Below are 20,203 nucleotides of genomic sequence, written 5' to 3'. Positions count from 1 at the left end.
GGGGTTTGGGGGCAGCGCCCCCAACACAGGAGGGGCCCCGGGGTGGGGCCCTCAACCCACCACCACCCCCACCCACCCGCAGCCCACCCACCCGCGGCCCTCGCCCACCCGCCCCCGGCGAATCGAATAAAGGTTCGATGGCTGGTTTATTGTGGTGGCTCGGGACAGAGAGGGGGGCACGAAGGCGGGAGGTGACACAGATGGCGGGCTTCACACACCTGCACGTAGCCTCCGGGTTCTCCATGCGCTACGGCGCCTCCCACCCCGAAACCCTCGCGGAGCGCACCGCCGAGAGAGGGATGGAAGCGGTCGCCCTCACCGACCGCGACACCGTCGCGGGCGCCGTCCGCTTCACGAAGGCCTGCACCAGGGCGGGGGTGCGCCCGGTGTACGGGGTCGACCTCGCCGTCGAACAGCCGGTGGACCGGGACGGCGCGCGGGCCGGGGGCCGGCGCCGTACCCCGGTCCGAGGCGGAAGCTTTGTCGACGAGTCGGCCCAGCGGGTCGTCTTCCTCGCCCGTGACGGCGCCCACGGCTGGGCCGAACTGTGCCGGATGATCACCGCGGCGCACGCCGAAGGGCAGCGCGGCCAGGACAAGCCCCTCCTCCCATGGGCGGCGCTGCGGGGCGAAGCCGTGACCGTGTTGCTGGGCGCCGACTCCGACGTCGGCCGGGCTCTCGCGGCAGGGCGCCCCGACCGTGCCGCCGCCCTCCTCGCCAGGTGGCGGGAGATCTACGGGGACGCGCTCCGGCTGGCCGTCTCCGGCTCCGGGCCGCTGCGCGAGGCGGCCAGGGCGCTGGGGCTGGCGGCCCGGGAGGGGGTGAAGCCCGTACTGACCAACGCCGTGCGCTACGCCGATCCGGCTGCCCCGGCCGGCGAGGTGGGCGTCGCCGATGTGCTGGACGCCGCACGCCGTCTCGTACCCGTCGACCCGCGCAAGGGCCTGGACAACGGCGAGCGCTGGCTGAAGGGGCCGAAGGAGATGGCCGAGGCGGCGGAGCGGATCGCCGAGGCCGCCGGGTACCGGCACAGCACCGCACACCGCCTGCTCGCCCTCACCGAGGAGACCGCGGAAGCCTGCCGGGTCGATCCGGAGGAGGACCTGGGGCTGGGGCGGGTGCACTTTCCCGAGCCGCGGCTGGCCGGGACCGGCGGTCGTACGGCGGCGCGTGCCCTGCGCTCGCACTGCGCCGCCGCGATGGTCACCCGCCGTTACGGCAAGGACTCCGCACGCTGGCGGCGGCTGGACGAAGAGCTGGCTGTCATCGAAGAGCTTGGTTACTCCTCGTACTTCCTGACCGTGGCGCGCATCGTGGCGGACGTGCGGGAGATGGGGATCCGGGTTGCCGCGCGCGGGTCGGGTGCCGGGTCGTTCGTCAATCATCTGCTGGGCATCGCGCACGCCGACCCGGTCGAGCACGGGCTGCTGATGGAGCGGTTCCTCTCGGCACGCCGGGCCGAGCTGCCGGATATCGACATCGACGTGGAGTCGGCCCGGCGGCTGGAGGTCTACCGGGCCATCTTCGAACGCTTCGGCGAGGAGCGGGTGGCCACCGTCGCCATGCCCGAGACCTACCGGGTACGGCACGCCATCCGCGACGTGGGCGCTGCCCTGGCGCTGGACCCGGCCGAGACCGACCGGCTCGCCAAGGCGTTCCCGCACATCAGGGCGCGGGACGCGCGCGCCGCGCTGGCCGAGCTGCCGGAGCTGGAGAAGCTGCGGCAGGAGGGGGCGCCCGCGGAGCACGGGGAGCGGTTCTGGGAGCTGGTGGAGGCGCTGGACGGGCTGCCGCGCGGGGTGGCGATGCACCCGTGCGGGGTGCTGCTCTCGGACTCGTCGCTGCGTGCCCGTACGCCTGTGGTGCCCACCAGCGGTGAGGGCTTCGCGATGGCGCAGTTCGACAAGGACGATGTGGAGGATCTCGGGCTGCTCAAGCTGGACGTACTGGGCGTCCGGCTCCAGTCGGCGATGGCGCACGCGGTTGCCGAGGTCGAGCGTGCGACGGGGGAGCGGATCGAGCTGGACGCCGTTCCGGAGGGCGACGGGCCCACCTACGAGCTGATCCGGGCCTCCGAGACGCTGGGCTGCTTCCAGATCGAGTCACCGGGTCAGCGAGAACTGATCGGGCGGCTCCAGCCGGAGACCTTCCACGATCTGGTCGTCGACATCTCCCTCTTCCGCCCTGGGCCGGTCGGCGCCGACATGGTCCGCCCCTTCATCGAGGCCCGGCACGGGCGGCGCCGCATCCGGCATCCGCACCGCGACCTGGAGGAGCCGCTGGCCGAGACGTACGGAGTGGCGATCTTCCACGAACAGGTGATCCGCATCCTCTCCCGGCTGACCGGCTGCGACCGGGGCCGGGCCGACGAGGTGCGGCGGGTCCTCAAGGACGACGAGCAGCGTCCGGCCGCGAAGCTCTGGTTCGAACGCGCGGCAGCGCGGCGGGGATACCCGGCCGGGGTGATCGCCCACGCCTGGGAGGTCGTGGAGTCCTTCGGCTCGTACGGCTTCTGCAAGGCGCACGCCGTGGCGTTCGCCGTACCGACCTACCAGTCGGCATGGCTCAAGGCCCACCGCCCCGCGGCTTTCTACGCCGGGATCCTGGAGCACGACCCGGGCATGTATCCCAAGCGGCTGCTGCTGGCGGACGCACGGCGGCGCGGGGTACCGGTGCTGCCGCTGGATGTGAACCGGTCCTCGGTTTCCTATCGGATCGAACTGGAGTCCGAATCCGGGGTGTGGGGGCTGCGGCTCGCGCTCGCCGAGGTGCACGGCATCAGCGAGGCCGACGCCGCCCGTATCGAGGCCGGCCGGCCCTATGACTCGCTCGGCGACTTCTGGCGCCGGGCCCGCCCCTCCCGCCCGGTGGCCGAACGTCTCGCCCAGGTCGGCGCGTTGGACGCCTTCGCGCCCGGCGGCAACCGCCGTGACCTGCTGCTGCACATCTCCGAACTGCACCGCGCCCAGCGCGCGGCCGGCGCGCGCGAGGGGCAGCTCGCGCTGGGGGAGTCCGCTGGATCGGGCAGCACAGCGGGTACGACGCAGCAGGCCGAGCCCGTCCAACTGCCCGACCTGGACAGCAGCGAACGCCTCGGTGCCGAACTCGATGTCCTCGGCATGGACACCTCCCGCCATCTGATGGCCGATCATGTCGCTTTCCTGCGGGAGCTGGGCGCCCACTCGGCCCGCTCCCTGCGCTCGGCACGGCACGGCGAGACGGTGCTGATCGCGGGCGCCAAGGCCGCCACCCAGACCCCGCCGCTCGCCTCGGGCAAGCGCGTCATCTTCACCACCCTGGACGACGGCACAGGGCTGTCCGACCTCGCTTTCTTCGAGGACTCGCACGCGGCCTGCGCCCATACCGTCTTCCACTCCTGGCTGCTGCTGGTGCGCGGCGTGGTCCAGCGGCGCGGCCCGCGCAGCCTCACCGTCGTCGGCTCCGCGGCCTGGGACCTGGCCGAACTGGTCGAACTGCGCCGTACGGGCGGCCTGGAGGCGGTCACCGCGCGGCTGGGGGAGGAACGCCCGGAGGACGGCGGGGAACCCGCACCCGGCCGCACCATCGAGGTCGCCCCCGGCTACGAGATGCACCCCTGGGCCGACCTCCGCCCCGCGGGCGAGACGGCGGCCTCCAGCAAGGCACTCCGCAAGATGTGGCACTCCAGCCCGGGGAGCGCGGGATGAACGACAGATCCGCGAACGCACCGGGCGAACCGCATGTGCTCTACGTGCACTTCGGTGACCCCGCGGGTGGCCTCGCGCCCGAACGGTACGACGCGCTGCTCGCCCTGCTCACCGACATCACCCCCGTCGTCCAGGCCCTCCCGCCGGACGCGGCGCTCGCCGATGTCCGGGGCGCGCTGCGGTACTTCGAGCGGGACGCCGCCGAACTGGCGCGGCTCGTACGGTTGCGCGCACTCGCGCTGTACGGCGTCGACTGCACCATCGGCGTCGCGGACAGTCCGCTGCTCGCCCGGATGGCCGCCCAGGCGGGCGCGCCGGGACAGGTACGCGAGGTACGCCCCGAGGAGGCCGCCGAGTTCCTCGACCGCAGACCGGTGGCCGCGCTGCACGGGGTCGGCCCGGCGACGGCGCGGGCGCTGTGCGCGTACGGACTCGACAGCGTCGGCCGGCTCGCCGCCGCACCGCTCGGCACGCTCCAGCGCATCCTCGGCGCCGCGCCGGGCCGCCGGCTGCACGAGCGGGCACGGGGTATCGACCCCACGCCCGTCACCCCTACGGCACCGTCGCGCTCGGTGAGCGCCGAGCACCACTTCGAGCGGGACGAACTCGATGCCGAACGCCGCCGCGGCGCGCTGCTCACCCTCGCCGACGAACTGGGCTTCGGGCTGCGCGCCGAGGGGCAGGTGGCCCGGGCCCTCACCCTCACCGTCCGCTACGCCGACCGCTCCGCCACCACCCGCACCCGCACCCTCTCCGAACCCACGGCCCACACCCCCGCACTGGCCACCGTGGCCTACGCCCTGCACGACGCACTGGCCCTCCAGCGCGCCCGGGTACGCGGTGTCTCCCTGCGCGCCGAGGAGCTGATCGCCGCCGAACTGGCCGCGCGGCAGCTGTCGTTCGACGTACGCGACGACAAGGCCCGCCGCGCGGAGGCGGCGGCCGACCGCGCCCGCCGCCGCTTCGGCCCATACGCGGTACGCCCGGCCGGCTCGGACCCGCCGCGGGCCGCCTGAGCCTGCGCGGAGTACCGGAGCTCGATCAACTCCGGTGTCAGTGGGGCGTGTCAGCATCCGGGGCATGGGTTTCTTTGATGATCTCGTCGTAGCGGACGAAGAGCCGGAGGAGCAACGGCCCCTGGTTCTCGAACTGGGGCCGCCCACACCGGAGTCGCTGGTGGACCGGCCGCCGGAGGACTGGTTTCTGCCCGCCGTGCTGCCGCGCCGTACGCAGGTCGGCGCGGGGCCGCAGGCCCGGGTGATGCTCACCGGCTTTTCCGTGTGGCCCGACGCGGTGACGCTCCATCTGGTCGCCTTTCTGCGCCGTATGAAGACCGGGGGTTTCCTCGATCCGGAGTGCGATCGCTCCGGCGGGCTCAGGGTCGGGCTGCTGCTCGCCGGTGGGATCCGGGTGACCACGCTGGACGGCGACCCGTGGCCCTGCCCTCCGGCGGGCAGCGGCCGGCGGCGGTACACCCTGACCAGCTACGGCGGGAGCGGCGCCGGTTTCCGGACCGAGGTGGACCTCCTGCTCTCCGCGCTGCCCCCCGAGGGGCCGCTGACGCTGGTGATCGAGTGGCCCGACCAGGACGTGCCCGAGACCAGGACCGAGCTGGACGCGGCGGAGATACGCGCCGCGGCTTCCGAGGCGGTGGAGATTTGGCCCGGGCTGGGCACCACCGTGCCCGATCCGGACCCGGAGGAGGACGAGGTCACCAGCTTCGGCTTCGCCTCCAGCGGGCCCGCCGACATCCTGGCCTCCGTGCCCGACGAGCGGTTCACCGACGCTGCCCGGCGCGGTCGGCCCCGGCCCGAGCCCGAGCCCGACCCGCGTCGCCACGCCCCCCGGTCCGACTGGGACGACATGCCGCTCGGCGGCTGGAGCGACATCGCCCTGGTACGGGCCGGGCTGGACGGCGGGGCCGACCCCTGCTCGCTGGGCGGGAACGCGGCGGAGGAGGGACAGACTCCGCTGCACGCGGCCGCGGAGGCCGGCGCCCCGGCCGAGGTCCTTCTCGAACTGGTGCGGCGCGGCGCCGACCCGGACGCGGCGGACGAGTGGGGTGTGACCCCGCTGTGGCAGGCCGTCTGCGAGAACGAAGCGGAGACCGTCGCCGCGCTGCTGGAGGCGGGCGCCGACGGATGGCGCCCCTGTATCGACGGCTGGACGCCCGGGCGGCTGGCGCTCACCCTGCCCTCCCTGGCCCCGCTCTTCGAGAACCTGCCCGGGGCGGTGCCGCTCACCCCCGAGGAGCGCGCCGCGCAGGAGGAGGCCGACCGGCTCATCGACCTCTTCCGGGAGGTCGAGACGGAGGGGTTCAGCGCCGCTTTCGTCGCGGGCGTCGACGAGGAGGAGTTGATCCGCCGACTGGGCTCCTCCCCTGACAAGTGCCCGGTGCTCGACCTGGACCGCGAGCCGGGCCCGTACGGCACGGGCCCGGGCGGCTTCGACCCGGACGACTACGAGGAGAGCGGGCGTTGGGTCGGGGTGACCGGTGTCGAGGACGGCTGTGTCGTCATCCAGCCGATCTGCAGTCTGCCCGCCACTCCGGAATTCCTGAGGAGGGTTTCGGCGGGCACCACGGCGTACGGGCTCTACTTCAACGCCAAGGGCGGCACCTTCGGGGATCTCGCGCGGGACGGCCGGATGGTGCGGCACGAGGAGCTCGGGCTCTCACCCTTCGAGGGCGACCCACCGGAGTTCTACCGCTTCCGGTTCTGGCAGACCGGCGAAGACGCCCCCTACCGCGCGGCGGAGCTCGCCTACGCCTGCGCCATGGCGGGCATGAGCCTGCGCGACGCGGAGCCCTTGACCGGGCCGCCCCGCCGCTGGGTCCGGGTGCCGTTCGAGCCGTGAGGCCGTCAGCCATGAAGTGAGGCCGTCACCACGCCGCGGGGCCGTAACCCATGCCGAGAGGCCGTCACCCATGACGGTGACGGCCTCCACTCCGGCGTCCGAAGCCCTCACTCCGCCGCGCGGAACCTCCGCAGCCGCAGGCTGTTGCCCACCACGAAGACCGAGGAGAAGGCCATCGCGGCACCGGCGATCATCGGGTTCAGCAGGCCCGCCGCGGCGAGCGGCAGCGCGGCGACGTTGTAGGCGAAGGCCCAGAAGAGGTTGCCCTTGATGGTGCCGAGGGTGCGCCGCGAGAGCCGGATGGCGTCGGCCGCCACCCGTAGGTCGCCCCGTACCAGGGTGAGGTCACCGGCCTCGATCGCCGCGTCGGTGCCGGTGCCCATCGCCAGGCCCAGATCGGCCTGGGCCAGCGCCGCCGCATCGTTGACGCCGTCGCCGACCATGGCGACCGAACGCCCCTCGTCCTGGAGCCGCTTGACGACGCCGACCTTGTCCTCGGGCATGACCTCGGCGATGACGTCCTCTGCGGGGATGCCGACCTCGGCGGCCACCGACTCGGCGACGGCCCGGTTGTCGCCGGTGAGCAGCATCGGCCTCAGGCCCAGCTCGCGCAGCCGCCGGATGGCCTCGGCGCTGCTCGGCTTGACCGCGTCGGCGACCTCCAGGACGGCGCGGGCCTCGCCGTCCCAGGCGACCGCGATGGCCGTACGACCTGCCCGCTCGGCCTCCTCCTTGGCGGCCGCCAGCCCGGCCGGCAGCTCCAATGCCCAGTCGGAGAGCAGCTTTTCGCGACCGACCAGCACCGCGTGGCCCTCGACGACGCCCTGGACGCCGAGCCCGGGGACGTTGGCGAAGTCCTCGGGGACGGGCAGCGTGCCGTACTCCCGCTCGGCGCCCTTGGCCACGGCCTGGGCGATGGGGTGCTCGGAGGCGTTCTCCAGGGCGCCCGCGAGCCGCAGGGCCTGCTCCTGGGTGGTCCCGTCCGCCACATGCGTGGCCAGCAGTGTCATCGCGCCGGTGGTCACGGTGCCGGTCTTGTCCAGGACGACGGTGTCGGCCTTGCGGGTCGTCTCCAGCACCTCCGGGCCCTTGATCAGGATGCCGAGCTGGGCGCCGCGTCCGGTGCCGACCATCAGCGCGGTCGGGGTGGCCAGCCCCAGCGCGCAGGGGCAGGCGATGATCAGTACGGCGACGGCGGCGGTGAAGGCCGCGGTCAGCCCCACGCCGTTGCCGAGCCAGAAGCCGAGGGTGGCCAGGGCGAGGCCGATCACCACGGGTACGAAGACCGCGGAGATCCGGTCGGCGAGCCGCTGCGCCGCCGCCTTGCCGTTCTGCGCGTCCTCGACCAGCTTGGCCATCCGCGCCAGTTGGGTGTCGGAGCCGACGCGGGTGGCCTCGACCACCAGTCGGCCGCCCGCGTTGAGCGTCGCGCCGGTGACGCTGTCGCCGGCGGCGACCTCGACGGGCACGGACTCGCCGGTGAGCATCGAGGCGTCCACGGCGGAGCTGCCCTCGACCACGGTGCCGTCGGTGGCGATCTTCTCGCCGGGGCGTACGACGAAGCGGTCACCGACGGCCAGCTCCTCGGTGCGGATCAGCACCTCGCGGCCGTCCCGCAGGACGGTCACCTCCTTGGCGCCCAGTTCCAGCAGCGCCCTGAGGGCCGCGCCCGCCTTGCGCTTGGAGCGGGCCTCGAAGTACCGCCCGGCGAGGATGAAGGCGGTGACGCCGGCGGCGGCTTCCAGATAGATGTTGCCCGCGCCGTCGCTCCGTTCGATCGACAGCTCGAAGGGGTGCGTCATCCCGGGCATCCCCGCCGTACCGAAGAACAGCGCCCACAGTGACCACAGCATCGCGGCCGAGGTGCCGAGCGAGATGAGGGTGTCCATGGTGGCCGCGCCGTGCCGCGCGTTCGTCCACGCGGCGCGGTGGAAGGGCCAGGCGCCCCAGACGACGACGGGCGCGGCGAGGGTGAGGGAGAGCCACTGCCAGTACTCGAACTGGAGGGCGGGCACCATTGCCATCGCGATGACCGGCACGGCGAGGATCACCGAGCCGATCAGCCGCTGCCGCAAGGGGCGCAGCTCGGCGTCCGCTGCGGCGGAGGCGTCGGCGGATGCGTCGGCGCCGCCCGCTGCCGGCCCCGGTTCCGTCCGCGGCGGCTCGGGCGGGGCCGCCGTGTAGCCGGTGGCCTCGACGGTGGCGATCAGATCGGCGACCTGGACGCCCTCGCCCATGCTGACCTTGGCCTTTTCCGTCGCGTAGTTGACGCTGGCCGTGACGCCGTCCATCCGGTTGAGCTTCTTCTCGACGCGGGCGGCGCAGGAGGCGCAGGTCATACCGCCGATCGCCAGCTCGACCTCGGTGCCGGCGGCCGGGCTTCCGGCGCCCGTGGTGCTTTCCGTGCTCTGATGCGTCGCGGACATGGTCCCTCCAGGTCAACAGTTCGCGTGCCCACTCTGCCATACCCGCCTGGGGTATTGGTAGTGCACGAGTTCTGTATACCCCTAGGGGGTATTAATTTCAAGCGGTGGTGCCACTCCACGGCTGTGCGAGGAGCAGGGAAAGTGCGCAGGGCGCGGAATCCGGCCGGTGTCCGCGCCGAATTTCCCCCGTACAACTACTGGTCAGTGACCCTACTCACGCGTAAGTTGACGGCGATTCAACAGCTCCGCTCCCACCCCCCCACATCCCTCACAGCGCGAGGAGCCGGACATGAAGCCGAAGCTGTCAGCGTCGTCAGCGAAGCGCATACGCAGAGCGGCAGCCACCGCCGCTGCCATGACGGTTGCCGTCGTGGCCCTGCCCGGTGCCACGGCCACCGCCTCCGCGGAGGAGGCGCAAACCGCCGGCGGCTGGAACGACTACTCCTGCAAACCCTCCGCCGCGCATCCCCGACCCGTCGTCCTGGTCCACGGAACCCTCGGCAACTCCGTGGACAACTGGGTCGGGCTCGCGCCCTACCTGGTCAAGCGCGGCTACTGCGTGTTCTCACTGGACTACGGACAGCTGCCGGGCAAGCCGTTCTTCCACGGGCTCGGCCCCATCGAGGACTCCGCCAAGCAACTGGACGCCTACGTCGACAAGGTGCTTGCCGCCACCGGCACCGACAAGGTCGACATCGTCGGCCACTCACAGGGCGGCATGATGCCCCGCCAGTACCTCAAGTTCCTCGGCGGCGCCCCGAAGGTGAACGCGCTCGTCGGTATCGCCCCCAGCAACCACGGCACCACCCTCAGCGGACTGACCAAGCTGGTCGACCAGTTCCCGCCCGCCGGTGATGTGGTCGACGAGATCGGCCCCTCGCTGCTCCAGCAGAAAGAGGGCTCCGAGTTCCTCAAGAAGCTCAACGCGGGCGGCGACACGGTGCCCGGCGTCAAGTACACCGTGATCGCCACCAAGTACGACCAGGTCGTCACGCCCTACAAGACGCAGTTCCTCGACGGTCCGAACGTGAAGAACGTGACGCTCCAGGACCTGTGCCCGGTCAATATCTCCGAGCATCTGGCCATCGCGCTCGCCGACCGGATGGCGTGGCACGAGACGGCGAACGCGCTCGACCCGACCAACGCCACCCCCACGACCTGCCTCTCCTGAGAGCAGGGCCCGCACCGGGGCCCGGCCCCGGGGCTCAGCCTTCGGTGTAGATCTTCTCGGCGTACCGCGGGCCGTAGTACTCCTCCAGGAACTCCAGGGAGTCCTCGGTCCGGTCGAGGGTCTTGGCCAGCCGGGCGCGGTTCGGCAGCGCGTCCGGCCGCCAGGTCTCCGGCTGCCAGGTGCCGGAGCGAAGAAACGCCTTGGAGCAGTGGTGGAAGACCTCGTCGATCTCCACCACCAGCGCCAGCTTGGGCCGGTTGCGCCGCACCACCATGTCGTCGAAGAACGGCGCCTCGCGCACGATCCGCGCCCGGCCGTTGATCCGCAGGGTGTCGCCCCGGCCCGGCAGGAAGAAGATCAGGCCGACGTGCGGGTTGGACAGGATGTTGCGCAGCCCGTCGATGCGCTTGTTGCCCGGCCGGTCGGGGATGGCGATCGTACGGTCGTCCAGGACCTTGGTGAAGCCGGGCGGGTCGCCCTTGGGGGAGACGTCGCAGCTTCCGTCGGCCGCCGAGGTGGCGACGAGGCAGAACGGCGAATGGGCCAGCCATTCGCGGTCCAGTGGATGCAGTGCGGTGCGGGCCTTGTTCACCGCGTGGGAGGCCGGCTCCCCGACGAGGGCGCGCAGCTCCTCCTCACTGGTGACCTCCACCATGGCTCTCGCCGCTTCCGGTGCCGTCATGAGCACTCCGCTCTTTCGCCGCTGTACGGGGAACGAGCGTACGGCCGCCGCTGTACGGGGATCGAGCGTGCGGCCGCCGCTCTACGGGGATCGAGCGTACGGCGCCGCTTTCCCCTGTGCGACGGGGAAAGCGGCGCCGACCGCGGCGGGCTCCGGTCAGCCGCGGGACTTGGTGGCCCGGCGGCGGGCCGTGGCGAACAGCACCCCGGCACCCGCCGCGAGGACGGCGGCGCCGCCGATGGCGAGTGGTGCGGTGTTGTCGCTGCCGCCGGTCTCGGCGAGCTTCGTCTTGTCCGAACCGCCGTTGGGCTCGGGCGCGTTGGGCTCCGGCTCATCGCTGGGCTCGGGCGCCTGCTTGTCGTGCGGCGCCCCCTGGTGTCCGGCGGGGTGGTGGTCGCCGCCGTGGCCGTCGTGGTCCACGGTCGACTTTTCCATGCCCGCTTCGATCTGCTTCTCGTCGGGGGCCGGGGGCGCACTCTCGGGCGCGGGGTCGCTCTTCCCGCCGAAGGTCACGTCCGAGCAGGTGTAGAACGCCTCGGGGCTGTCCGAGCGCTGCCAGATGCTGTAGATCAGATGGCGCCCCGACTTCTTCGGCACGGTGCCGTCGATGATGTAACTGCCGTCCTTCAGCGTCGGGTTGGTCACCTTGGCGAACGGCTCGGCCTCCAGGTCGGACCACTTGAGCGGCTTGGCCGGGTCGTAGCCGTCCTTGGTGACGTACAGCTCGAAGGTGCCCTTGTGCGGCGCCGTGGCCTTGTACCGGAAGGTGTGCTTGCCCGGCTTCATCGCCGTGGCCTGCCAGTCCGCGCGGGGCAGGTCCAGCCCCTTGTACTTGTCGCGGCCCGCGCTGCACAGCTTCCCGTCCGGGATGATCTCCCGGTGCTTGCCCGCCGCGTCGGGGATGTTGACCTCGTTCCAGTCGTAGAACGCCTGCGCCCCGCTGGCGGCGACCGCGGCCTTGCAGGCCTTCGACTTCGGGCTCTCCGGCCCCTCGGCGAAGCAGGCGGAGACCCGGCTGACGGGGTCCTCCATGGAACCGTGCGCGGCGGCGGGCCCGGCGGTCAGCACGGTGAGCGCGAGCGGGGCGAAGCCCAGTGCGACGATCCCTGCGGCCTTGCGGCCGGCTGCCTGGCGGCGAACGGTCATGTGAGTGGCTCCTTGTCACGGATGTGGGGGTGGCGGGCGGCCACGTACGACGGCGGCCTCCCGAGCGGCGTCGACGTGCACTCGCACCACGCCGGCGGTCCGGGCCGGGTCCAACTGCCGCCTCCCCTGCGGCCCGCGCCGAACCCGCCCCGGCGACCAGCACGTTAGCCACGACGAAGGCCGAAAACCGCCCCGAGACGCCTGGTCCGGCGATCTTTAGGGTTCACTTAAGGCGGGTCTAAGCGCCCGAACAGACTCGGCCGGAAACCCGCCTCGCCGGACGCACGACCGCGCCCACGGCGCCGGGCGAACCCCGCACAGGGGAACCGCTAGCTGTGGTTATGCGTTTTTCTCCCTGAACGCTCCGCCTGGCTGTACGCGCGTACAGCGGACAGGTGGGGTCAAAAGTGGCAAAACGGGCGCAGCGGACAAGCGCTGGGCAACGAGAGCGAAGGGAGGGAGCGAGGCCGTGAATCTGCTGGATCTGCTCCTGATCTTCGCCGCGCTCGCCTACGCCGGATCCGGATTCCGCCGCGGGCTGGTCGCGGGACTCGTCTCGCTGGCCGGTTTCGTCGGGGGCGCCATCCTCGGCGTCTGGCTGCTGCCGTTCGTCCTCGACCTCGCCGAGCGCGGTACGACCACCGCCACCGTGCTCGCGCTGCTCACCGTGCTGGCACCCGCACTCGCCGGGCACGCCCTCGCCTCCCAGCTCGCCTGGCGGATACGCCATGCGCTCAGCCGCACCCCCGCACGCTGGGTGGACGGAGTGGGCGGCGCCCTCGTCAACATCGTGGCGGTGCTCGTCGTCGGGTGGGTGGCGGGCAGCGCGCTCGCGGCCTCGCCCTCACCCGCGCTCAACCAGGCCATACGAGGCTCCTCCCTGCTGGAGGGCGTGCACGAGCGGATGCCCGGCAGCGCGGCGACGTGGTTCAACCGCGCCACCGGCGCACTCACCACCGCCGGCTTTCCCCCGGTCTTCAACCCGTTCGAGCAGGAACCGGGCGCCTCGGTGCCCCAGCCGTCGGGCGACGCCGTCACCAAGGCGGCGACGGCCGCGGCCCAGCGCAGCACGGTCAAGGTCGAGGGCGTCGCCGACGTGGACGGCGGTGAGCAGGGGCAGGAGGGCAGCGGCTTCGTCTACGCCCGCGGCCATGTGATGACCAACGCGCACGTCGTCGCCGGTGTCGACGCGCCGACCGTCCGCGTGGGCGGCGTCGGACGTCCGTACGCCGCGCAGGTCGTCCTCTTCGACGCCGAGAAGGACATCGCGGTCCTCAACGTACCGGGCCTGACCGCCCCCGCGCTCCAGTTCGCCGGCGACGCCACCCGCGGCGACCAGGGCGTGGTCGCCGGATACCCGGAGAACGGCGGCCTCGACCTGCGGGCGGCGGCCGTGGCAGCGCGCACCCCGGCACGCGGCCAGGACATCTACGGGGGCGCGCTGACCACCCGCGACATCTACGCCATACGCTCCCAGGTCCGGCCGGGCAACTCCGGCGGCCCGCTGCTGACGCCCGGCGGCCGGGTGTACGGGGTCATCTTCGCCCGCTCCACCACGGACGCCGGAACCGGATACGCGCTCACGGCCGACCAGGTACGGGACGCCGCACAGCAGGCCGCGGATGCCACTGCCGCGGTGGACACCGGGGACCGCTCGGCGCTGTGAAGCCGGAAAATCTGTGAAGCCGGAAACGCTGTGAAGCCGGAAGGCCGCCCAACAGCGCCCCCTCACAGCTCCTTGACGCAGCGCCACTCCGTGCCGACCTGCGCATAACCCAGCCGCCGGTTGACGGCCAGCATGGGCGCGTTGGCCGCGTCGTTGCCGGTGTAGGCGTGGGCGTATCCGGCCGCGCGGGCACGGCGCAGCGCGGCCAGCTTCGCCAGCCGCGCCAGCCCCCGGCCCCGGAAGGCACGCCGGGTGCCCGTCATCCCCGACCAGTAGCGGTCCACCCCGTCCGTCTGCGCGACGCTGTACGCCGCGACCTGGCCGTCCACCAGCGCCACACTGCTCAGTTCCGCGTCCCAGTCGGGCCGCCGCCAGTTGTGCCGCAGCCACTCCTCGTACGGTGTGCGGCCCACGCTCACATCGCCCGGCTCGTCCGCCGCGCACTCCGTGTCCGCCTCGTACAGCGGCCGCAGATCGTCGGCGAACTCGGCCACCCGGCGCAGTGTGACGCCCACGGGCAGCGGATCGGGCAGCCGGGGCAGGGCCGCGCCGCGGAGTTCGAGCCCGAGGAAGCGCGCCTGCCGGGAGCGGGCGTATCCGCGGCGCTCGGCGAAGCCTCCGGCACGGTCGTCGTCGGCCACCCAGCTGTGCACCCGCCGCGCCCCCAGCCCCATGAGATACGCCTCACCCGCGGCCACCAGCGCGGAGCCCACACCCCGTCCGGTGGCTCCCGGCGGGACCGCAGTGTGCAGAAAACCCTGCCCCGGCTCGGTGCTCCCCGCGACCAGCCCGGCGTCCGCGCAGCCGACGACCGTGCCGTCCGGCCGTTCGGCGACGAACCAGCACAGCCGCTGGCTGGCCGGAGTGTGCGCCACCTCCCAGCCGAGCGTCGCGGCGGTGCAGACGAGATACGGGACGGTTGCCCGGCGGACGGCGGCGACTGCCTCGGCGTCCCGCGGATCGTCGGCGCGCAGGGCGCGGACTGTGAGCGTCATGGCGCGGAGGCTACGACGGCGGCGTGCCGCGCCGCTCCCGGTTTTCGCATGGTGGGGGAGAATCGGCCCGTTGCCCCTCGCTCCCCGGAGGACCCGTGCCGCGGAACCCATCGAACGCCCTGCGTATCACCCTGGACGCCGACGCGCCCGAGGCGCCGTACGAGCAGGTGCGGGCGCGCATCGCCGCGCTCGCCCGCGGCGGCGACCTGCCCACGGGCTACAAGCTGCCGACCGTGCGGGGGCTCGCGGAGGAACTGGGACTCGCGGCGAACACGGTCGCCAAGGCGTACCGCGCGCTGGAGACCGACGGAGTCATCGAGACCAGGGGCCGCAACGGGACCTTCATCGCCGCCACGGGCGGTGTCACCGAGCGGGAACTGGCCGAAGCCGCACAGACCTTCGCGGCCCGCGCACGGCGACTGGGCGCGGACCAGGACGCGGCGCTGGCCGCCGCCCGGGATGCGCTACGCGCGCAGTACGGCGCGTAGCGATCCCCGAACCGCGCTCCCCCCGATCCGCGCTCCCCCGATCCGGCAGGCGGGGCGCTCAGCGAAGCGGCCCGGGCCGGCAGGCGGGTCGGCGTCAGAGGCGGGCCGCCGCCATGGTGGTCGTGGTGCGGAACGACGCCACCGGGGCGTCCTCCAGCGTGCCCATCTGAGCCCACCGGACCACGCTGACCTTGGCGCCCTTGCGGACCACCGCGAACAGATTCACGCCGTGCTCCGACTCGGGGGGCGCGGTGTGCACGCCGTAGATGTGGGCGCTGTCGCCCGCGTCGACGGTGCCGTAGTCGTCCCAGGACGCCGAGCTGCCCGGGTTTTTGCGCAGCCAGTCGGCTGCGCAGTTCGCCGCGCGCTTCTCGAGCTTGGCCGCCAGCTTCCCGGCCGCCTTGGCGGACGCGGCCCGGACGCTGACCTGGGAAGCGTGGGTGTCGTATTCGGTGCTGAAGATCCGGTGGTAGGTCCCGGCCTGGGCGGGGATCGCACCGGCCATGCAGAAGGGCTCCGGATCCGGCAGGCCCTTGCTGACCGGCCCCTCGTGCCACGGTGAGGTGGGGTGCGGGGGCAGGTCGTCGGCGGTCAGGAAGCCGGGCGCCGTGGTCCTGGGCGCAACTGGGGCCGCGGTGGCGGTGGCTGTCGCGGCAGTGAGCAGGGCGACGGTCACGGCGGCGGTGGCGGTGGCCGTGCCGACGATGGAGCGAGAGCGCATGGGCGGGTCCTCCCCCTGAACGGGCTGTTGTGGGAAGAGACCCGCGAGCGCGGTCGATGGTTGTCCGGAACGGGGCCTACCGGTCACCGGCACCGGCCGGACCCCGCCGGACCGTCACAGATACAGCACTGTCACAGATACAGGCCCGAACTCTCCCTCTCCTGGTGGGGGACGTCGGCGGGACGCTTGCCCTTCTTCAGCGCGTAGAGCTCCGCCAGGGTGGCGCCGTCGCGGCCGATGCCCTCCTCGGTGCCGAGCCAGGAGACGGCCTCGGCGCGGCTGAGCGAGCCCACCTCGATCCGGGCCAGACAGCGCCCGGGCCGGACCACGGCCGGGTGCAGCCGCTCCAGGTCCTCGTTCGTGGTGACTCCCACCAGCACGTTACGGCCCTGGCCGAGCAGCCCGTCCGTGAGGTTCAGCAGCCGGGAGAGCGCCTGGCCCGCCGCGTACTTGGCCTCGCCGCGGATCAGTTCGTCGCAGTCCTCCAGGAGCAGCAGCCGCCAGCGGCCGGACTCCGGGTCGGAGTCGTCCGCGCCGATGGCGATGTCCATCAGATAGCCGATGTTGTTGAACAGATGCTCGGGGTCGAGGACGCAGTCGACCTGGCACCACTGGCTCCACGAGCGGGCCAGCGTACGCAGCGCCGACGTCTTGCCGGTGCCGGGCGGGCCGTGCAGCAGCAGGAGGCGCCCGGAGATCTCATCGGGGGTGACCTTCATCAGATCGTCCATGGCGGTGGCCACCCGCGCGGTGTAGTTCTGCCGCACATCGGCCCAGGAGCCGGCGCTGATGGTGCGCGACGTACGGCGCGGGCCCCGCATGGGGGAGTGGTACCAGAACCCCATGGAGACCTGGTCCTCCTGGGGTTCGGGCTCGTCCTCCGCGCCGTCCACGGCCTGCTTCAGCCGCTGCTCGGCCAGCTCGTCGGTGACCGCCGTGACCGTGACCTCGGCGCCCCGGTTCCAACGCGAGACCCGTACCGTCCAGCCGTCCCCCTCGGCGAGCACCGAGCCGGAGTTGTCGTCCTGCGCCTCGCGCAGCACATGCGCGCCCGGGGGCAGCAGGGTGTGCCCCTTCTTGATGCGGTCCACGGTGTGGCTGCGCGAGTACGGCTGTTCCCCCACGGTGAAGCGGCCCAGGAAGAGGGCGTCGATGATGTCGCTGGCGGAGTCGCTGTCGTCGATGTGCAGCCGGGAGGCCACAGCCCGCTCGGGCGGGGTCGCAGCCGGCGGCACGGCCTGCGACGCGGCCTGGTCGGGGCTCGGGGCGGGGGTGGTCGGGGGCGTCGTCGGGGTCTCGGAAGCCAGGGCCGCACTCCTGTCGTCGGGACGGCGGTCGGTACACATGACCGCCATGATCCGGCATGACGGCTCCACTCGCACGCGGGTTTCGCGGCGTGCCACCAGCGCACCGTAAGGGGTCGTCCGCCCCCTCTGTGCGCCGGTCGGCTTCCGAACTCCGGTAGATGTGTCCGTATTTGCGGCGTTTCCCGGGGTGCCCGGGAGGTCCCGGGACGGCGTACCGTGTTCCCCAACAGCCTTGTGGGGCAGGTGAATGCTGTGGCCGGGATACACGCATGTCGTAGTCGGGAGATAGGGTTACTCTGCCCGGGCCGGGTGCCCTCGTACGGGTGGGGAGTGACATGGAACAGATAACAGTCGGCAGCAGGGCGCGTGTGCCCGCGATCAAATGCGGTACCGGCGCGACGAGTTCGCGCCTCGACCGGCACCTCTCCGTGCTCGCAGGACCCGCTGTCCCACAGGGCGAGACGGAGGACGCGACCACGCTGATGCGTGAAATAACGCAGCGTGACGCGGTACGGAGCCGGGCGAGCAACCGCAGTGCGCGGGTCTCGCTCTTCGCCCCGCTGCGCAAGCTGCGCCGCACGCTCTTCGGCGGGCGCGGCTGAAGGCGGCCGCCGGACTGTCGTCCCGGCGGCCGTCCCGCTCGTCCCCGCCCGCCCGTGAATCCGCCCACCCCGCCCATGGGCTGCGCTCGCCGGCCCGCCGCCTCGGCGGACCAGCAGGCGGTATTCAGTCCGTCACATTCTCCAGCGTGACCGAGAAGGCGAACCGATCGCCCCGGTAGTGGATACGGACCACGTCCACCACCCGCCCCTCCCCGTCGTAGGTCACCCCCGTGTAGTGCAGGATCGGGCTCAGCAGCGGCACCTGAAGCAGCCGGGCCGTCTCCGGATCGGCCAGCCGTGCCTCCACCGTGTCCGTGATCCTGCTGATGCGTACCCCCACGCGATCCCGCAGCACCTTCGTCATCGGCCAGCCGCGGCGCAGATCCGCGGGGTCGATGTTCTCGGCCACGTCCGGGCGGATGAGGTTGAGCGCCCAGTTGGTCGGCTCGCCGCTCTCCCGCTCGCAGCGCAGCCTGCGATAGGCCATCGCCTCCGGCTGGCCGGGGAAGTGCTCGGCCAGCTCGGCGGGGACCGGCTCGGGGCCGTGGGCAAGCAGCGTGGTGGGCTCCCCGGACTGCTGGGCCACGATCGTGTCCACCGAGCCCAGCAGCCGCACCGGGCGGGAGCGGCGTGCGTCCGGCTCGATGAAGGTGCCGCGCCGCCGGTGCCTGCTGATCAGCCCCTCCGCCTCCAGCTCCTTGAGCGCCTGACGCATGGTCAGCACACTGACGCCGTAGTGCCCGGCCAGCTGGTCCTCGGGCGGCAGCCGGTCCGGTGCCTGCGGCGGGCGGCCCAGTATGGAGGCACGCAGCGACTGCGAGACCTGGTACCAGAGCGGCAGCTTCCGGTTCAGCTCGACGGAATCCGGGGTGAACAGCGGCGTCATGGGACGTGCCTCCACGGGTGAGGTCGGCCCTCCGGCGGTCCCTCCCGGCCGGGCGGGCGGGGAGGGACGTCGCGGGGGGACGTCAGGGGGCCGGGAAATGACGCTGAAGACCCTGCCACACCGCGTCGTAGTCCGATTGCAGGTGGGCGGCGCCGGCCGCCTGCTCGGTGAGCGAGACGGGCCAGCGGGTCTCGAACATGAAGGCCAGCCCGTCGTCGATCTTCTGCGGCTTCAGCTCGGCGGCCGAGGCACGCTCGAAGGTCTCCCGGTCGGGGCCGTGCGCCGACATCATGTTGTGCAGCGAGCCGCCACCGGGGACGAAACCCTCGGCCTTGGCGTCGTAGGCACCCTCGATCAGGCCCATGTACTCGCTCATCACGTTCCGGTGGAAGTACGGCGGCCGGAAGGTGTCCTCGCCCACCAGCCAGCGCGGCGCGAAGACCACGAAGTCCACGCCCGCCAGCCCCGGGGTGTCCGAGGGCGAGGTCAGCACGGTGAAGATCGACGGGTCCGGATGGTCGTAGCTGATGCTGCCCAGCACATTGAAGCGCCGCAGGTCGTAGACGTAGGGCAGATGGTTGCCGTGCCAGGCGACCACATCCAGCGGCGAGTGGTCGTAGACGGCGCTCCAGAGGTTCCCGCAGAACTTGTTGACGACCTCGACCGGGCCCTCCACGTCCTCGTACGCGGCGGTGGGCGCCAGGAAGTCCCGGGGGTTGGCGAGCCCGTTGGCGCCGATCGGGCCCAGGTCGGGCAGCGCGAAAGGGCGGCCGTAGTTCTCGCAGACGTAGCCGCGCGCGCTCTCCGCCAGCAGTTCGACGCGGAAGCGCACCCCGCGCGGAATCAGCGCCACATGGCCCGGCTCGGCCCGCAGCAGACCGAACTCGGTGCGCAGCAGCAGACCGCCGCGCTCGGGGACGATCAGCAGTTCGCCGTCGGCGTCGCTGAAGACCCGGTCGGTCATCGACGCGTTGGCGGCGTACAGGTGGACGGCCATTCCGCAGCGCTGCCGTGCGTCGCCGTTGCCGCCCAGCGTCCACAGGCCCGCCAGGAAGTCGGTGCCCGCGGGCGCATCGGGCAGCGGGCCCCAGCGCAGCCGGTTCGGGTCGGGGACCGTCTCCTCGAAGGGCGCGCCCCGCAGATTGCCGTTGTCCGTACGGACGAAACGGGGGTGCGCCGCGGAGGGGCGGATCCGATAGAGCCACGAGCGCCGGTTGTGCGCCCTGGGCTCGGTGAAGGCGCTGCCGCTCAACTGCTCCGCGTACAGGCCGAGGGGCGCGCGCTGGGGGGAGTTGCGGCCGACGGGGAGCGCGCCCGGCTCGGCCTCGCTGCTGTGCTCGTTGCCGAACCCGGACAGATAGCTCAGGCGCTCGGCCGTTCCGCGTGCCTGCTCCCGTGCCCCGCCGGTGGAGGTGCTGGTCGTGCTGGTGGTGCTGTCGGTGCCCTGGCCCATGCCAACTCCCGCCGCCTCATGAATTCCTGTGTAGGACCATAGGAATAACCGAGGGCCCCCGTCAACGCACCACGCGCCGGGTGCCGGGCGACTTCCGCTCTTGGCCCGGCCGCCCGGC

15 protein-coding genes are annotated in these 20,203 nt (G+C 72.5%); 7 read left to right on the top strand and 8 right to left on the bottom strand.

Annotated elements, in window-relative coordinates; translation table 11 throughout:
* Nucleotides 1–200: 200 nt before the first annotated feature.
* From ACQEU8_RS25155 to ACQEU8_RS25145, 3 genes are all read left to right on the top strand, one after another.
* The gene (locus tag ACQEU8_RS25155; protein ID WP_433104842.1) at nt 201–3,686 is read left to right on the top strand and encodes a DNA polymerase III subunit alpha; all 3,486 of its coding nucleotides are present in this window, start codon (nt 201–203) and stop codon (nt 3,684–3,686) included.
* Nucleotides 3,683–4,702, top strand: a complete 1,020-nt coding sequence (locus tag ACQEU8_RS25150; RefSeq protein WP_433104840.1) for a DNA polymerase Y family protein — start codon at nt 3,683–3,685, stop codon at nt 4,700–4,702. The genes ACQEU8_RS25155 and ACQEU8_RS25150 overlap by 4 nt, the downstream gene beginning before the upstream one ends.
* Nucleotides 4,703–4,766: 64 nt before the next feature.
* Nucleotides 4,767–6,542 (top strand): ankyrin repeat domain-containing protein, encoded by a 1,776-nt coding sequence (locus tag ACQEU8_RS25145; RefSeq protein WP_433104838.1) that lies wholly within the window; start codon nt 4,767–4,769, stop codon nt 6,540–6,542.
* Between the two features lie 107 nt (nt 6,543–6,649).
* Here ACQEU8_RS25145 and ACQEU8_RS25140 read toward each other — a convergent pair whose 3' ends face one another.
* The gene (locus ACQEU8_RS25140) at nt 6,650–8,968 is read right to left on the bottom strand and encodes a heavy metal translocating P-type ATPase (RefSeq protein WP_433104836.1); all 2,319 of its coding nucleotides are present in this window, start codon (nt 8,966–8,968) and stop codon (nt 6,650–6,652) included.
* Between the two features lie 289 nt (nt 8,969–9,257).
* On the opposite strand from ACQEU8_RS25140, the gene ACQEU8_RS25135 reads away from it, so the two are divergent.
* Nucleotides 9,258–10,139, top strand: a complete 882-nt coding sequence (locus ACQEU8_RS25135) for an alpha/beta fold hydrolase (RefSeq protein WP_433104834.1) — start codon at nt 9,258–9,260, stop codon at nt 10,137–10,139.
* Nucleotides 10,140–10,173: 34 nt separating this feature from the next.
* On the opposite strand, the gene ACQEU8_RS25130 is transcribed toward ACQEU8_RS25135, so the two are convergent.
* Both ACQEU8_RS25130 and ACQEU8_RS25125 read right to left on the bottom strand, forming a co-directional pair.
* Complete coding sequence (locus ACQEU8_RS25130; RefSeq protein WP_433104832.1) at nt 10,174–10,821, bottom strand: pyridoxamine 5'-phosphate oxidase family protein; 648 nt, start codon at nt 10,819–10,821, stop codon at nt 10,174–10,176.
* Nucleotides 10,822–10,977: 156 nt separating this feature from the next.
* Nucleotides 10,978–11,967, bottom strand: coding sequence for a lytic polysaccharide monooxygenase auxiliary activity family 9 protein (locus ACQEU8_RS25125; protein ID WP_433104830.1), 990 nt, complete (start codon nt 11,965–11,967; stop codon nt 10,978–10,980).
* 469 nt (nt 11,968–12,436) lie between these two features.
* On the opposite strand from ACQEU8_RS25125, the gene ACQEU8_RS25120 reads away from it, so the two are divergent.
* Nucleotides 12,437–13,633, top strand: a complete 1,197-nt coding sequence (locus ACQEU8_RS25120) for a MarP family serine protease (protein ID WP_433104827.1) — start codon at nt 12,437–12,439, stop codon at nt 13,631–13,633.
* Nucleotides 13,634–13,695: 62 nt separating this feature from the next.
* On the opposite strand, the gene ACQEU8_RS25115 is transcribed toward ACQEU8_RS25120, so the two are convergent.
* Nucleotides 13,696–14,628: a GNAT family N-acetyltransferase gene (locus ACQEU8_RS25115; RefSeq protein WP_433104825.1), complete on the bottom strand. Its 933-nt coding sequence runs from the start codon at nt 14,626–14,628 to the stop codon at nt 13,696–13,698.
* Between the two features lie 95 nt (nt 14,629–14,723).
* Between ACQEU8_RS25115 and ACQEU8_RS25110 the strand changes: the two genes are divergently transcribed.
* Nucleotides 14,724–15,116: a GntR family transcriptional regulator gene (locus ACQEU8_RS25110; RefSeq protein ID WP_433104823.1), complete on the top strand. Its 393-nt coding sequence runs from the start codon at nt 14,724–14,726 to the stop codon at nt 15,114–15,116.
* 94 nt (nt 15,117–15,210) lie between these two features.
* Here the strand turns inward: ACQEU8_RS25110 and ACQEU8_RS25105 are convergent, their stop codons facing one another.
* Both ACQEU8_RS25105 and ACQEU8_RS25100 read right to left on the bottom strand, forming a co-directional pair.
* A complete protein-coding gene (locus tag ACQEU8_RS25105; RefSeq protein ID WP_433104821.1) occupies nt 15,211–15,837 on the bottom strand; it encodes a hypothetical protein in 627 nt (208 codons plus the stop codon).
* 131 nt (nt 15,838–15,968) lie between these two features.
* Nucleotides 15,969–17,183: a DUF5925 domain-containing protein gene (locus ACQEU8_RS25100; RefSeq protein WP_433104819.1), complete on the bottom strand. Its 1,215-nt coding sequence runs from the start codon at nt 17,181–17,183 to the stop codon at nt 15,969–15,971.
* A 296-nt stretch (nt 17,184–17,479) separates the two neighbouring features.
* On the opposite strand from ACQEU8_RS25100, the gene ACQEU8_RS25095 reads away from it, so the two are divergent.
* Nucleotides 17,480–17,746 (top strand): hypothetical protein, encoded by a 267-nt coding sequence (locus ACQEU8_RS25095; RefSeq protein WP_433104817.1) that lies wholly within the window; start codon nt 17,480–17,482, stop codon nt 17,744–17,746.
* Between the two features lie 124 nt (nt 17,747–17,870).
* Here ACQEU8_RS25095 and ACQEU8_RS25090 read toward each other — a convergent pair whose 3' ends face one another.
* Complete coding sequence (locus ACQEU8_RS25090; protein ID WP_433104815.1) at nt 17,871–18,632, bottom strand: GntR family transcriptional regulator; 762 nt, start codon at nt 18,630–18,632, stop codon at nt 17,871–17,873.
* Between the two features lie 82 nt (nt 18,633–18,714).
* Nucleotides 18,715–20,085: a homogentisate 1,2-dioxygenase gene (gene hmgA / locus ACQEU8_RS25085; protein ID WP_433104813.1), complete on the bottom strand. Its 1,371-nt coding sequence runs from the start codon at nt 20,083–20,085 to the stop codon at nt 18,715–18,717.
* Nucleotides 20,086–20,203 lie beyond the last annotated feature (118 nt).

The organism is Streptomyces sp. CA-250714 (assembly GCF_050936705.1).
Lineage (GTDB): Bacteria > Actinomycetota > Actinomycetes > Streptomycetales > Streptomycetaceae > Streptomyces.
Note: the sequence above shows the minus strand (reverse complement) of the source record. Positions and strands in the feature narration are given on the sequence as shown.